This is a genomic window from Natrialba aegyptia DSM 13077, from assembly GCF_000337535.1.
Taxonomy (GTDB): Archaea; Halobacteriota; Halobacteria; order Halobacteriales; family Natrialbaceae; genus Natrialba; species Natrialba aegyptia.
Genome location: NZ_AOIP01000031.1, coordinates 195,828 through 209,311 on the forward strand (window position 1 = coordinate 195,828; position 13,484 = coordinate 209,311).

The 13,484-nt window shown below is 65.4% G+C and carries 11 protein-coding genes; 4 read left to right on the top strand and 7 right to left on the bottom strand.

The genetic code is table 11. The annotated features are described in order from the left end of the window. Positions 1–75: 75 nt before the first annotated feature. The 3 genes from C480_RS12085 to C480_RS12095 all read right to left on the bottom strand — a co-directional run bounded on the left by C480_RS12085 (position 76) and on the right by C480_RS12095 (position 2,994). A complete protein-coding gene (locus C480_RS12085; protein ID WP_006665898.1) occupies positions 76–1,275 on the bottom strand; it encodes a redox-regulated ATPase YchF in 1,200 nt (399 codons plus the stop codon). A 178-nt stretch (positions 1,276–1,453) separates the two neighbouring features. Next, positions 1,454–1,762, bottom strand: coding sequence for a hypothetical protein (locus C480_RS12090; protein WP_006665899.1), 309 nt, complete (start codon positions 1,760–1,762; stop codon positions 1,454–1,456). 95 nt (positions 1,763–1,857) lie between these two features. Beyond that, positions 1,858–2,994, bottom strand: a complete 1,137-nt coding sequence (locus tag C480_RS12095) for a pyridoxal-phosphate-dependent aminotransferase family protein (protein WP_006665900.1) — start codon at positions 2,992–2,994, stop codon at positions 1,858–1,860. A 146-nt stretch (positions 2,995–3,140) separates the two neighbouring features. Between C480_RS12095 and C480_RS12100 the strand changes: the two genes are divergently transcribed. The 3 genes from C480_RS12100 to C480_RS12110 all read left to right on the top strand — a co-directional run bounded on the left by C480_RS12100 (position 3,141) and on the right by C480_RS12110 (position 7,824). Next, entirely contained in the window at positions 3,141–3,875 is a 735-nt protein-coding gene (locus tag C480_RS12100; protein ID WP_006665901.1) for an MBL fold metallo-hydrolase, read from the top strand. Positions 3,876–4,027: 152 nt separating this feature from the next. After that, a complete protein-coding gene (locus C480_RS12105) occupies positions 4,028–7,078 on the top strand; it encodes an MMPL family transporter (protein ID WP_006665902.1) in 3,051 nt (1,016 codons plus the stop codon). Further along, the gene (locus C480_RS12110; protein WP_006665903.1) at positions 7,075–7,824 is read left to right on the top strand and encodes a TrmB family transcriptional regulator; all 750 of its coding nucleotides are present in this window, start codon (positions 7,075–7,077) and stop codon (positions 7,822–7,824) included. Before C480_RS12105 ends, C480_RS12110 begins: the two co-directional genes overlap by 4 nt. 61 nt (positions 7,825–7,885) lie before the next feature. Here C480_RS12110 and C480_RS12115 read toward each other — a convergent pair whose 3' ends face one another. The 3 genes from C480_RS12115 to C480_RS12125 all read right to left on the bottom strand — a co-directional run bounded on the left by C480_RS12115 (position 7,886) and on the right by C480_RS12125 (position 10,343). Next, positions 7,886–8,203, bottom strand: coding sequence for a hypothetical protein (locus C480_RS12115; RefSeq protein ID WP_006665904.1), 318 nt, complete (start codon positions 8,201–8,203; stop codon positions 7,886–7,888). A 37-nt stretch (positions 8,204–8,240) separates the two neighbouring features. Then, positions 8,241–9,308: an mRNA surveillance protein pelota gene (locus tag C480_RS12120; RefSeq protein ID WP_006665905.1), complete on the bottom strand. Its 1,068-nt coding sequence runs from the start codon at positions 9,306–9,308 to the stop codon at positions 8,241–8,243. 72 nt (positions 9,309–9,380) lie between these two features. Then, positions 9,381–10,343, bottom strand: a complete 963-nt coding sequence (locus C480_RS12125) for an N-acetylmuramoyl-L-alanine amidase (RefSeq protein ID WP_006665906.1) — start codon at positions 10,341–10,343, stop codon at positions 9,381–9,383. 178 nt (positions 10,344–10,521) lie between these two features. Here C480_RS12125 and C480_RS12130 point away from each other — a divergent pair, with 178 nt between their 5' ends. After that, positions 10,522–10,938 (top strand): DUF2178 domain-containing protein, encoded by a 417-nt coding sequence (locus C480_RS12130; RefSeq protein ID WP_006665907.1) that lies wholly within the window; start codon positions 10,522–10,524, stop codon positions 10,936–10,938. A 172-nt stretch (positions 10,939–11,110) separates the two neighbouring features. On the opposite strand, the gene rqcH is transcribed toward C480_RS12130, so the two are convergent. After that, a complete protein-coding gene (gene rqcH / locus C480_RS12135) occupies positions 11,111–13,279 on the bottom strand; it encodes a ribosome rescue protein RqcH (RefSeq protein ID WP_006665908.1) in 2,169 nt (722 codons plus the stop codon). Between the last annotated feature and the right edge of the window lie 205 nt (positions 13,280–13,484).

The window sequence follows — 13,484 nt, forward strand, 5'->3', positions numbered from 1 at the left end:
CGTCGGAAAGTAATACGTCGATTCGTGAGTTCAGGTGCGGGTCTCGCCCGGTAATCGGAGCGACCTCCTGCCCACTCAGTTCGTCGTGATGACCTCGATCACGTCCCGCGACTCGACCGTGTAATCCTTGCCGAGTTGGCGGTTCGTCCGGCAGTCGATCGCGTGGAGGAAGCCGTCGCCGATGTCGGAGTGGAGGCTGTAGGCGAAGTCCTCGGCGGTCGAGTTCGGCGGGATGAGATAGCAATCGGGCAGGACCTCGCCGCGTTCGTTGCCAAGGCCGTTCGCGCCGCCGGGGAAGACGGGCGTGACGCCGAGCACGTCGAACAGGGCGGTTTCGATCGCGGCCTGCACGCCGGTCGCGCCGAACTCGGTGAGGAACTCGCGGATCTGCTCGAGGCCCTGTTCTTGCTCGCCGGAGACCTCACCTGTAATCTCGAACTCGGCGTCGCCGGGCCGGTAGTCGACGACGCCGGCCTTGTCGGCGGACTTCAGGGCCTTTTCGGCGTGGGCGCTGCAGGGGACGATCGTCAGGTGTTCGTAGTCAGGATCGGTCGTGATTTCCTCGTAGTTGTCCTGCGCTTCGGGGGTGTCCATCTTGTTCGCCGCGATGACCATCGGCTTGGTCTCCTTGCGGATTTCGCGGGCGAGTTCGAGTTCGTCGTCGGCGTCCCAGTCTTCGGGCTCGAAGCCGACGTCGACGCGGCGGATGAGCCGCTTGATCTCGTCCGCGTTGGTCTTGAACGCGCTCATCTGCTCGGCGAGTTCGTCCTCGATGGCGTCGTCCTCTGTGGTGTAGCCGGACTCGTAGCGCTCGATGCCTTTCTCGAGGACGCCGAGATACCACTGGTCGAGTTCTTCCTCCAGGAAGGCGATGTCCTCGCGAGGGTCGTGGCCCTCGGTCGGTTCGCCTTCAAGGTCGGTTTCGCCGGAGAAGTCGACGACGTGGACGAGTACGTCCGTCTCGTTCAAGTCGGTGAGGAACTGGTTGCCGAGGCCGTTGCCCTCGTGTGCGCCGGGGATCAGGCCGGCGACGTCGACGAGTTTCGTCGGCACGAAGCGGGTGCCGTGGTCGCAGTAGCCGACGTTCGGGGTGCACTCCTCGTCGAACTCGGGGGCGGCGCAGTCGACGCGGACGTAGGCCTCGCCGACGCTCGGGTCGATGGTCGTGAACGGGTAGGCCCCTTCGGGCACGTCGTTCATCGTCGCGGCATTGAAGAAGGATGACTTGCCGACGGAGGGTTTGCCGACGAGTCCGATCCGGTAACTCCTACTCATTACCTGTCCCTGACGCGGCCGACCTAAACGGGTTTCTGTCTCGGCGGCGGGTGATATGGTTATTCCTGGCACGCGGACGGGAGACGGGGAAATACGAGAGGACGAAACGGAGAAACAGAACAGAATAGAACAGAACAGAACAACTGAACTCGAAGGGATCGCAGCGCGGAGAGGACTGTCACCGGACCAGCGTCGTCCAACTCCAGCCGGCGAGCGCGACGACGATCAGCGCGAGAACGGCGAAGACGGCCCACTGCTGCGTCTGGGTCTCCGCGATCGGCCCGAACACGTCGACGAGCCCGGTCGCCTGCATCAGTCCGACGACGATCAACAGGAGCAAGAAGATCGACACGACGCCGACTGCGATCCAGTTGCGAGCCATCTGCTCTCCCTCTTGCTTTGCCTCCTCGGCGTCCCGAGTCGGTTTCTCCGTCGGATCCCGATCGGTCCCGGCGTCGGGATCGAGGTTGGAGTCGCGATCGGACATATCAATCGGTAGACCGGGAGCACGGGAAACGGTTCTACCTGCAGATTCCGGTGGCGTTTGAAGTACGTGACCGCCGCTCCCGACGCCGTCGCTCGCTATTCGAGCACCGCCGCCAGCGCGTCCATCGTCCGCTCGACGCGTTCCGGCCGTGCGTTGTGGCCCATGTGACCGATCCGGACGATATCGTCTTCGAGTTCACCGAGACCGGTCGCGACGACGATGTCGTGCTCGGTCCGCAGCCGCTCCTGCAGGTCGGTCGCACTGCCGCTGAACTCGAGTGCGGTCACGGTTGGCGAACAGTCCGCGGGGGAGGCGGGGTACGGATCGAGCCCGAGTTCAGTTGCACGGTTGCGACAGCGGGCTGCGGCCTCGCGATGGCGTTCGAAGACCGATTCGAGGCCCTCCTCAAGCAGCAGGTCGGCGGCGGCGTCCAGTCCCAGGACGTTCGAGGCGAGGTGGGTGTAGGGGAACCACTCTTCGTCCTCGTCGGCGGCGGTGCGCCAGGGTTCGAGATCGGTGTACAGCGAGGCGGTCTCGACGCGCTCGATGCGCTCCCAGGCTCGATCGCTGATCGTGCAGGTGGCGAGCCCCGGCGGGGCGCTGAAGCACTTCTGGCTCGCGCCGAGACAGACGTCGATCCGATCGGTCGGAACGGGCGCGCCGCCGAGCGAGGAGACGGCGTCGACGACGCTGATGATGTCGCGGGCCTCGAGCACGTCGAGGATCGGCTCGAGGTCGTTCAGCGTGCCGGTGGGAGTTTCGCAGTGGACCATGGTCGCCACGTCGAACGGCTCGTCCGCGCTCTCGATCGCCGCCTCGACGGGGTCCGGGTCGAGCGTTTCGTCCCAGGGGACCCCACAGCGGACCGGCTCGCCGCCGTACTGCTCGACGAAATCGGCGAAGCCGTCGCCGTACAGGCCGTTGGAGAGGCAGAGCACGCGGTCCCCGGGAGAGACGAGCGAGGCGATCGCGGCTTCGAGTCCCAGGATTCCCTCGCCGCCGAGAACGACGGTGTCCCGATCTGTCGCGGCGTCGGCCGAACCTGCCGGTCCCGCCGTGTGAATCCGCGTGAGTTTGTCCGTCAGGTTTCGGTAGCACGCGAAGAACTCGGGTTCGAGGTCGGGATTCGGCGCTGGCTCGGCCAGCCGCTCTCTAACCGGGGCCGGAATCTCGGTCGGGCCGGGAGTCATCCGCAGTCGATCTGCGGCGAGACAATCGGTAGTGTCGGTCATGGATGCGTGAGACTATCGCTGGCGAGGACTAAAGTCGTCGGTATCGTCGGTATCGTCGGTGGCGAGGGCTTCTCACACCGCTGTCCCGACGGAACGCTCGACTGGAAGGGGCTATCCTTATCGGTCGGGCCGCCACACTGTCGCGTATGCACGTCACGTTTCTCGGCACCGGTAGCGCGATGCCGACCGGCGAGCGCTTTCAGGCTGGTATCCTCGTTCAGAACGACGACCGAACGCTCCTGGTCGACTGCGGCTCCGGCGTCCTCCACCGCCTGCAGCAGTCGGGCGTCGGCTACGAGAGCGTCTCGACGGTCCTGCTGACCCACCACCACCTGGACCACGTCGCCGACCTCCTGCCGCTGATGAAAGCCCGCTGGCTCGCCGGCGAGGAACACCTGGAGGTCGTCGGCCCCCAGGGAACCAAAGCGCTGCTGGACGACCTCCTCTCGGTCCACGAGTACATGCAGGACAAACTCGACTTGCAGGTTCGCGAGGTCGTCCCCGGCGAGTTCAGCGTCGCCGGCTTCGACGTGACGGCCTACGAAACGCGCCACTCCCTGCCGTGTCTGGCCTACCGCTTCGGCGATCTGTTCACCTTCAGCGGCGACACCGAGGCGTTCGCGGGACTGGCGAACTTCGCCGAGGGCTCAGCGATCCTGGCCCACGACTGTTCGTTCCCCGACGACGTCGACGTCTCGAATCACCCGACGCCCGAGGCCCTCGGTCGTGAACTCGCGGGCCGTGACATTGGCCGCGTCTACCTGACACATCTCTATCCGCATACGGAGGGCCGCCACGAGGAAATGCTCGAATCGATCGGCACGCACTACGACGGCGACGTGCGGTTCGCGGAGGACTTGATGACGATTTCGGTCGAGTAAGCGCTTCTCCCTGCCCGTTTCCATCCGATCGAGGAGACAACTGGACAGCGTTGCATATCCAAATACGTATAACCGATCCGTTTGTAGGATCATAACAACAGTATGATTCAGGACGAACGGGAGCAACGGCTAGTCCCCGGGAGGGGAACCGAATGAGCGCGCCCGAACGGCTCGCAGCGATCGTCACGCAACACTCGCGCGTCGTGCTCGTCGTCCTCCTGCTCACGACCGCGGTCGTCGGTGCAGGCGCGACGATGGTCGACGACGACTCGTCGCTCGACCAGTTCGAGACGGACTCGGACGAGGCACAGGCGCTCGAAGATATCGAGGGTAACTTTACGAGCGACCAACAGGAGAACACGACGAGTTTGCAGGTGATAACCCGCACCGGCGAGGGCGGTGACGGCGGGGACAACGTGCTGACGAAATCGTCGCTCATCTCGTCGCTCGAGTTTCAGCAGGACATTCGAGCGAACGAATCGATAAACGAGACGCTGGCCGAGGAACAGCCGATCACCGGCGTCGAGAACATCATCGCCATCTCGGCGATCCGAAGCGAGGAGGCGGACGCGCTGAACGAGACCAGCGCACGGCTCGAACGCGGGCTCAACGAGACGGTCGCGATTCAGCGCCAGTACGAGCAACTAAACGCGACGTACGACGAATCCGATCCGGAGTACGAGACCCGCGCGGCCGAACTCGACGCTGAACTCGATGCCACCGTCGAGAACGCGACGGCACCGCTGACCGACGCACAGACCGCCGAGTACGAATCGGCCGTCCAGCAGGCTCGCGAGATCGAATCCCAGCGCTACCAACTCGAGCAGACCACGGACGATCCCAGCGAATCCCCCGAGTACCAGGAACTCACCGAGCAACTCGAGGGCGTCTATCAGGCCGGAACCATGGGCGTGCTCGAAGAAGAGTACGCCGCGCTCGAAGGCGGCGGAGATGGGGAGACCGGCGGCGACCAGCCGTCGCTCGACGAACAGATCGACGCGCTCGAAGACCTCGACGACGACGAGTTCAGCGAACTCGTTGCGGAGACGCTCTCGGACGGCGAGGGCGAGGACAACCCGGCGATTTCGCTGATGCCGACGTCGTACGATCCGGGGAGTACGGAGGCCGACGCGCGATTGACATCGATCACGCAGTCGGCCGGCAGTGACGGCATGTCCGAGATGGGCGGGGTCGACGATTCGGTCGTCGACAGCCAACTCGAGATTCGCGACATGGCGAACGCACACGATGGCGACTACCTCGTCTTCGGGTCCGGCCTCATCACCGACGAGATCGACCGGTCGATGGGCGATAGCCTCGCGATCGTCGGACCGCTCGCCTTGCTGTTCGTCGTCGTGGCGCTGTTGGTCGCCTACCGCGACCTGCTCGATATCGTCCTCGGTATCGTCGGGATCGGCGCGGTCCTCGTCTGGACGTTCGGCTTCATGGGCTGGGCCGGAATCGCGTTCAACCAGATGTTCGTCGCGGTGCCCGTGCTCTTGATCGGGTTATCGATCGACTACGCGATCCACGTCTTCATGCGCCACCGGGAGCAACGCGAGACCGAGCGGTCCGCGGACGCCGACGATCACGCCGGCTCGGTTCGCGGCTCGATGTCGGTCGCGCTCGCCGGCGTCGGCGTCGCGCTCGTCTGGGTGACGGCGACGACCGTCATCGGCTTCCTCTCGAACCTCGTCAGCCCGATCGGCCCGATCCGCGAGTTCGGCATCGTCAGTTCGGTCGGCATCGTCGCCGCGCTGATCGTCTTCGGCGCGCTGATCCCGGCCGCCAAAGTCGAACTCGACGCGTTCCTCGAGGGTCGCGGCCTCGATCGACACAAGCGCGCGTTCGGGACCGGCGGCGGCCGCTTCAGCGAGGTGCTGACACTCGGGTCGATCGCAGCCCGAAAGATCCCGCTGGTCGTCCTCGTCCTCGTGCTGGTCCTCTCCGCCGGGGGCGTCTACGGCGCGACGCAGGTCGACACCAGCTTCCAGGAGGAGGACTTCCTCGCGGAGGATCCGCCGGCCTGGACCGAGAGCCTGCCCGGCGGGATGAGCCCCGGCGAGTACCAGGCGAAAGACGACCTCGACTACGTCAACCAGGAGTTCCAGCGCGCGGACAGCCAGGCGCAGCTCCTCGTCGAAGGTAACGTCGCCGATCCGGCCCTGTTGGAACAGATCAATGCGACCCGCGAAGAGGCCGCATCGAGCGATGTCGCCTACGAGTTGGCGACGGGCGAGGCGGACGTACAGGACCCGCTCTCGACCATGGAATCCGTCGCCGCGCAGAACGAGTCGTTCAACGAGTCGTTCACCGCGGCCGATACGAACGGCGATGGCGTGCCCGACGAGAACGTCTCGGCGCTCTACGACGAACTCTTCGAGGTCGACGAGGAGACAGCGGGGCAGGTGCTCCACCAAACCGACGACGGGGAGTACAATATGACGCGACTGGTCATCGGCACCGACGGCGGTGCAACGACGAGCGAGACGACCGACGAGATGCGCGCCATCGCAGGAACCCTCGAAGACGACGGTGATGGCGACTGGACCGTCACCGCAACCGGCGATCCGATCGTGAGCTACATCGTCGAGCAGGACCTGCTCGACACGGTCCTCGAGAGCCTGCTGATCACGCTCGTGGCGGTGTTCGTCTTCCTCACGGCGGCCTACTGGCTGACCGGAAACAGCGCGATGCTCGGCACCGTCACGCTGTTGCCCGTCGCGTTCTCCGTCAGCTGGATTCTGGGGACGATGTACCTCCTCGGTATGCCGTTCAACGTGCTGACGGGGATGATTACGAGCCTCACGATCGGGCTCGGCGTCGCCTACAGTATCCACGTTAGCGCCCGCTACTCGCTCGAGTTAGAACGCCAGGGGAACGTCTGGTCGGCGCTTCGGACGACGGTGACCGGCACCGGCGGCGCACTGCTTGGCAGCGCGGCGACGACCGTCGGCGGCTTCGGCGTCCTCGCGTTCGCCATCCTGCCCGCCCTTCAGCAGTTCGGGATCATCACCGCGCTGACGATCACGTACGCGTTCCTCGCGAGCGTCGTCGTCCTGCCGACGCTGCTGGTCCTCTGGACGCGGTACTTCGGCCCGGACGTGTCGTTCGACTTCGATCCGACCGCCGAACCGACCCCCGCGAGTGACGGCGGCGCACCGGCGGAGGCTGGAACCGACGAGGACGGTGACGACCGATGACCACCGACGAATCCGAGGCGCTCGACGCCTTCGAACACCTCGGACTCACCAGCTACGAGGCCAAGGTCTTCATCGCCCTCCAGCGACTCGGCTCCGGCACCGCCCGCGACGTCGCCCGAACCACCGACGTTCCCCGCTCGCAGGTCTACAGCGTCGCCGAAAGCCTCGCCGAGCACGGCCTCCTCGACGTCCAACAGGCCAGCCCGATCCGGTACCGGCCGGTCGACATCGAGGACGCCCGCACGATCCTCCGCGACCGATTCGAACGCGAACAGGACCGCGCCTTCGAGTTCGTCGATCAGGTCTCGCAAGAAGTCGCCGACGAGGAGACACAGGAGGACATCTGGACCGTCCGCGGTCGCGACCGGATCGACGACCGCACCGTCGACCTGCTCTCGAGCGCCGACGAGCGTCTCGTCTTCGCGACGCGCCTCCCCGAACTCTTCACGGACGCGATCGGACACGTCCTCGAAGAGCAGGCGCGCGCCGGCGTCGAGACGATCGCAGTTAGCCGCACCGAAACCGTCTGCGATCGCTTCGCTGAACTCGAGGGCGTCTCCGTCGAGTCCCCGACGAGGCCCCATACGGATGACCACCGATCCGGGCGGATCGCCATCGTCGACGACGACGGAATCCTGCTCAGCGTCGTCGACGACGCCGGCGAAGAGACCGCCATCTGGAGTTCGGAATCGCTGTTTGCCACCGTCCTCATCCAGCTCATCGAGGCGAATCAACACGTTCGCTGACGGCCCGGGCGGACGAGTTCGTCCGGGTTCGGTTTCAGGCTCCGTCTGGCTGCAACACCGATCAGCGGATACGTTGAATCGCACGCAGGTTGTTGCCCACCGCAACGATTCCGATACCGGTGATCACGGCCGGGATAAGAATCCGAACGGGGTATCCGTCGAGAACGAGATAGCCGCCGTAGAACGCCGCAAACAACACGACCTTGAACGCCCCGAACCGGACGAGTCCGCCCGGCGTCGGCGGCTCGCCGAGCAGTCTGCGGACGAACGCCGACCCCTCCTCGAGTTCAGCGTACCGGAGTCCGGCGGCGGTTGTAACGAGGTCACCGAGCCCGTACGAGCACACTGCGAGGAGCCACAGCGTGGCGTGTTCGATCATGTGCGGGCGAGTCAGCCGTGACGGACGGCGCGAGCCGTCATTCGAGCCGGTAGCGCAACAGCGCCGCGATACCGCCGAGGTTCGAGAGCTGCTGTCCCGGCGGGAACTCGCTCGAGAAGACGGTTACGTCGCCGCCTTTCTGTTCGGTCGTGCGGACGATATCGTCAACGTCGATGGCCCACTCGCCTTCCGGACCGCGCTCCTTGCGGAGCCGGTCGTCGAGAATCAGGAGTCGCTCGATCGCGCCGAACTCGGCCGCTTGCTTGACTTCTTCGGGACCGTAGGCCGCCTTCGCACCCTGGGCGATGCGCTCGGTGAGTTCGTCGATGAACTCGGCCTCGCGCTCGATGCGAGTCTCCTGTTGGACGTCCGCGACCGCGCCGCGCTTTAGCACCTCGTGGACGCCCCGATCGCCGACGCTCGCCGTATCGACCATCGTGAGCCGCTCTGCGACTTCGGGCTCGTTGTCCTCGATGTACTTTCGGGCGTCCTGTTTCGTAAAGCCGGGGCCGGCGAGGATGATCGCGTCCGCGTCCTGGCGTTTGAGTACGTCGCCGAGTTCGGCGAACAGTTCCGAGCGCTCGCGTGCGTACTCGCCTTTGCCGGTGGGACCGGTGATCGCCGCTCGCTCTTCGGTGCCGTACTGGGCGACGGTGTGGACGTGGGCCTGTCCCTCCTCGACGGTGGCGATGGCCACGTCGGGATTCTCGGTGGCTTCCTCGGCCTCTTCGAGGCGGGCCTCCTGATCCGGCTTGAAACGTTTCTCGATCGAGATCTCTTCGCGCCCCTCGACGTTCAGGGTGTGGTGAAACCCGAGTTGGTCCTCGCGCGAGCAGGCGACGATTTCGCCGCCGACGCGAAGCCGGTTCGCGAACTTGTGGAACTCGATGTCCTCGACGGCGATGGCGACCCACATGGGTTCGCGCTCGCCGCCGGTATCGCGCATCTGATCGTCGTTGCGCTGGATGCGGCGGGTCGTATCGCCCGCGACGCGGTCGCCGGGCTCTAGGACGTACTGGAGATGCCAGAGGTCGTCGACGCTCTCGGGGACGACGGTAACCCGCTCGCGCCCGCCGTCGAGCGGTTCCCGGTCTTTGATCTGCATACCCGTCAGTCCGGGCGGACCGGTAAAAGGTGCTGTTGTTCGCGACCCGCCGACAGGAGGCGGGTGGCGGTCTCAGGCGTGGACCAGGTAGTTCTCCGAGCACCAGACCCACTCGTTGTACGCCGGGACGTGCAGTCCCCACCAGGTGATGCCGTCGCAGTCCTCGGGGCCGTTCATGACCTCTCCCTGGGTTCCCTCCGGCAGCGTCAACACGACGTCGTCGTTGAGACACGGCTGCTCGCGGCCGTTGAGAGCCGTCGTCGTGACGACCTGATCGCCGTCCTGGAACTTGTCACCGCCTCCGCCTCCCCCACCGCCGCCGTCTCGAACCAGACTCGCGAAGTGATCCATATCCCAGTCCGGATACGGGCAGGTCCGCCCGCCGTGAGAGAAACTGCTACAGTCGCCGTCCGGCACGTGCGTATGCCCGATAATTCCGCCCGGTTCGTTCTGGATGCAGGTGTTGCTCGTGTAGAACTCGAGCGGGATGTCGTGCATGTCGGCGATACAGCGAACGAGTTCAGCCGAGGATTCATAGCAGGCGTCGGTGATGCCGTTGTCGTTGAACCACTCGTGTTCGATGCCGATCGAGCGGTGGTTGGCGATGTACCTGGCGTGCCAGGCCGCCCGATCGTGGTGGACCAGTTGGTCGACGTGGCCCGCCGACGGCCCCTCGGTCCAATCGTAGTTCTTCACGAGGTAGTGCGAACTCACGCCCGAACTCGAACTCGTCAGCGTACTGAGCGCGCCCTGGTACGCACCCGCCGTGACGTGGATGACGATCCAGTTGATCCCGTAGTTTCGCGCGCTGTGATTCGCCGCTTCGACCCAGCGATCCGCCGCGCTACACTCGGTATGCGAGGCCGCGACGCGCTCACCTTGCGCGGCGAGCACCGTTCCCGAGCCGGCGGCGACACCCGTCGCCCGGAGAAACGACCGGCGGTTCCAGTCGCCCCCATCGCGTTCCGTCTCGTCGGACTCGTCGGCTGAACTCGAATCCCGCTCCGATCCGTGGCTTGTGCACTCAAGACACATGGAACAACAGTACACTGCGAGACACAATAATAGTTATTGGAAATTATCGGTAGAGGAAACATCAAACACGATATTTTGAGGGCGGTCGCAATCATCGGGTGGCGGATAGATTTAAGTAGGTGTGTAAAGCATGTTTTACTGTAAAGGCTGCTTTACAGAACTCGGGTGCCATCGATCCATGACAGAAACGACGCTCCCGTTGATTCGGAACGATAGTCCAGCGACGTACAAACGACTGATGGGAATCTGCGGCGTCGCCGCCGGTCTCGCCCTCGGTGTCGGGACGGCGTTGAACCGCCCCGTTATCGCAGTTGTGCTCTACGCCGTCGGGCTGACCGCAGCGGCGGTGATTCCGTACGGGGCGGCGAGGCCGCTGTTCGACGAGCGCGACGACGCGATCCACCAGCGGGCCAGCGGAACCACGCTGGCGCTGTTCGGCTGGCTATCGGCGCTCGTGTACCCGTCGCTGGTCGTCCTCTCGGGGACGGAACTCTTTTCGTGGGGGCCGGCCAGCGCGGCAATTGCGTGGACGACCGTCGTCGTCTACGGAACCTACGCCGTCGCACTCGGGTACTTTCGGCATACCTCGGGGTGACACCGACGAACGCGGCGTCGCGAGAAAAGCGGTGACGGCGTGAACGCGGCGTCGAATCTGCTCTCCGGATCAGCGACGGGGCCGACCGCCCCTAATGGACTGTTGTCAGCCATTTCCGGCGCAACCGCGATCGTCCTGCGATTGCATCGAGAAACCGGGACAGCAGACCGCCTCAGTCCTCGGAAATCCGGCTGCCGCCCGGCGGCATGAAGTGTTGAATGCGGTCCGGGCTGGCGATCTTCCGGACGAACGTCTCGTCTTCGAATCGCTCGCGGAAGCGCCGGTAGAGTCGCTTCGCCGCGTCGGCCTGGGCGTACCGGCCGGGCTCGAGTTCAATTGTCGTCTCCGCGGTCCCTTCGATGGCCGCCGGTGGGCCGCCGATGACGCGGGTGTACGGCTCACACTGGATCCCGACGGCGGCACCGACCGGGGTGTCGCGGTAGTAGGTTCGGTCGCCGCGGACGGCGAAGCCGCCTTTTTCCAGATATTCCCCGCTTTCGGGGGTCTTCGTCACCTGGTCGGAGTCGACGGCGTAGACGTCGCCGGCGTAGCGGCCGTCCTTCCAGACCGAGGCGTAGGAAACGGCGAACTGGGCGGCTTCCTCGATGCTCGACTCCGGGAGTTCGATGTCCGACGAGGAGGCCTCGCTCGGGTCGGTCGCCTTTAGGACCGTGACGGGGCCGCCGTGGGCCTGGGTGTGCAGGACTTTGTCGCCCGGTTCCAGGTACTTCTTTACCAGTTCCTCGTTCTGGTCGGCGTCGCGGCCGCCGATCACGAGGTAGCCGTCGCTGGTGTGGAACCAGCGGAACCGGTCGAACCAGGGTTCGTTCTCGCGGATCGGGATCGACGGATCCGCGAGCCAGTCGTGGTCTTCGCCCTCATCCTCGGCAGCCTCGTCGTCCGCCTCCTCGCCGTCGGCGGCCTCCCACTCGTCGCGGCGGCGCTTTGCCTCTTCGAGGTCCTCGCGGGTGTTCTCGATCGCGGCCAGCGCGCCCTCTTTCTTCTCCGCGACGCGCTTTGCCTCGGTGTAGAGGCGATCCGCGTTCTGCTCGACGCCGTCGTGAGCCACGAGTTCGATGTACTCCCCGTCGACGTCGACCGTGACGAGGCCCTCACTGCCGTCGACGGCGACGACCGCCTCGGCGGCGTCGATGCCCTGCTCGGCACCTTCCTCGAACCGGGCCTCGATCTCGTCCCAGGGGCGGTCCTGTTCGCGGGCCTCCTGAATCGTCGAGAGGATCTCGTCGACGAGGCCGTACTCGGCGTACAGCGACTCGGCGTTCTCGCGGAGGTTCTGGGCTTCCTGTTCGAATCCCTCGATCGCGCCCTGTTGCTGTTCGATGATCCGCTCGTGTTTGGCGATCTCCTCCTCGAAATCGGGACGCTGATCCGTCGGATCCGGCTCCTCCTCGTCCTCGAGTTCGAGCCGGAAGAAGTAGTCGTCGAGCGCTTCGAGGAAGGTATCGTAGGGTTCGCCGTCGAGGTCGTCCCGTTCGTGCTCCTCGAGCGGGAAGGGCGTCACGTCGACGACGCGGGCGGCGCTCCCGTCGTCCCCGTCTCTGTCGCCGTCCCCGGCTCGGTCCTCGTCGCCGGTGTCGAGATACAGTCGCGAGTCGAAATTCCCGTTTCGGATATCGAGCGCGAGCCGTTCGATCGCCTCGTAGAGCCCGTCGTAGGTCTCCTCGTCGGCGTCCGCGATGTCCATCGCCTTCTCGACGCCCGCGCGGGTGCAGAGTTCTTCCGCGTAGAGGCCGCCGAAGTTGAGCTGCGTCGCGAGCGTGCGGACCACGTCGGTATCCGAGTCCTCCATCTCGTGGCCGAAGGCCTCGCGCGAGATCGTCAGCGGGTTCGTCCGCGTGTCGGGGAACTCGTAGCGCGAGCCCGGCACCACGGTTCGGGACTTCAGGCGAACCGTCTCGAGACAGTCGATCACCTCGTACTCGCCGTCCGTCACCGCGACGTTGCCCTGGCCGAACAGTTCGACGATGATCCGGGTCGTCCCGTCGTCGCGCTCGAAGACGAACTCGAGGATGCGGTCGAACTCGTACTGCTCGACGCCGGCGAAGTCCGCGCCGGAGAGTCGATTGCGCAGCATCATCGCGAACTGCGGCGGCCGACCGGGGGCGTCGGGCACCCGCTCTGGGGTAACTGTGTGGGCGCGTTTCACCTCGCCGACCTCGAGCAGCAATTCGATGCGCCCGCGGTCGAAGTCGCGCAGCTTGAGGCGGACGAGATCGTCCCCGTAGAGATAGGCTTTGTCGAGCTTCGCGCCCTCGTAGGCTCCGAACTCGCGGACGAGGGCGGCGAGGTCGACGCTCGTAAGCTCCCGCTTTGGATCCATACAACAGAGTGCCCGGCGCGGTCAAAAAGGCGTGTCGCTCCGTTCGCGGGGCCGGTTGGCGTCCACGTCGAGAACCCGACCGACAGTCGGAAAGGCTAATCCCGCCCGACCCACTGGTACCTGGTATGAACGCCGCGCTCGACCCCCTCACCGGCGTCGAACCGCCGTCCGTCGGAAACCGGAGGCGTACCGCCACCTGCGGCAC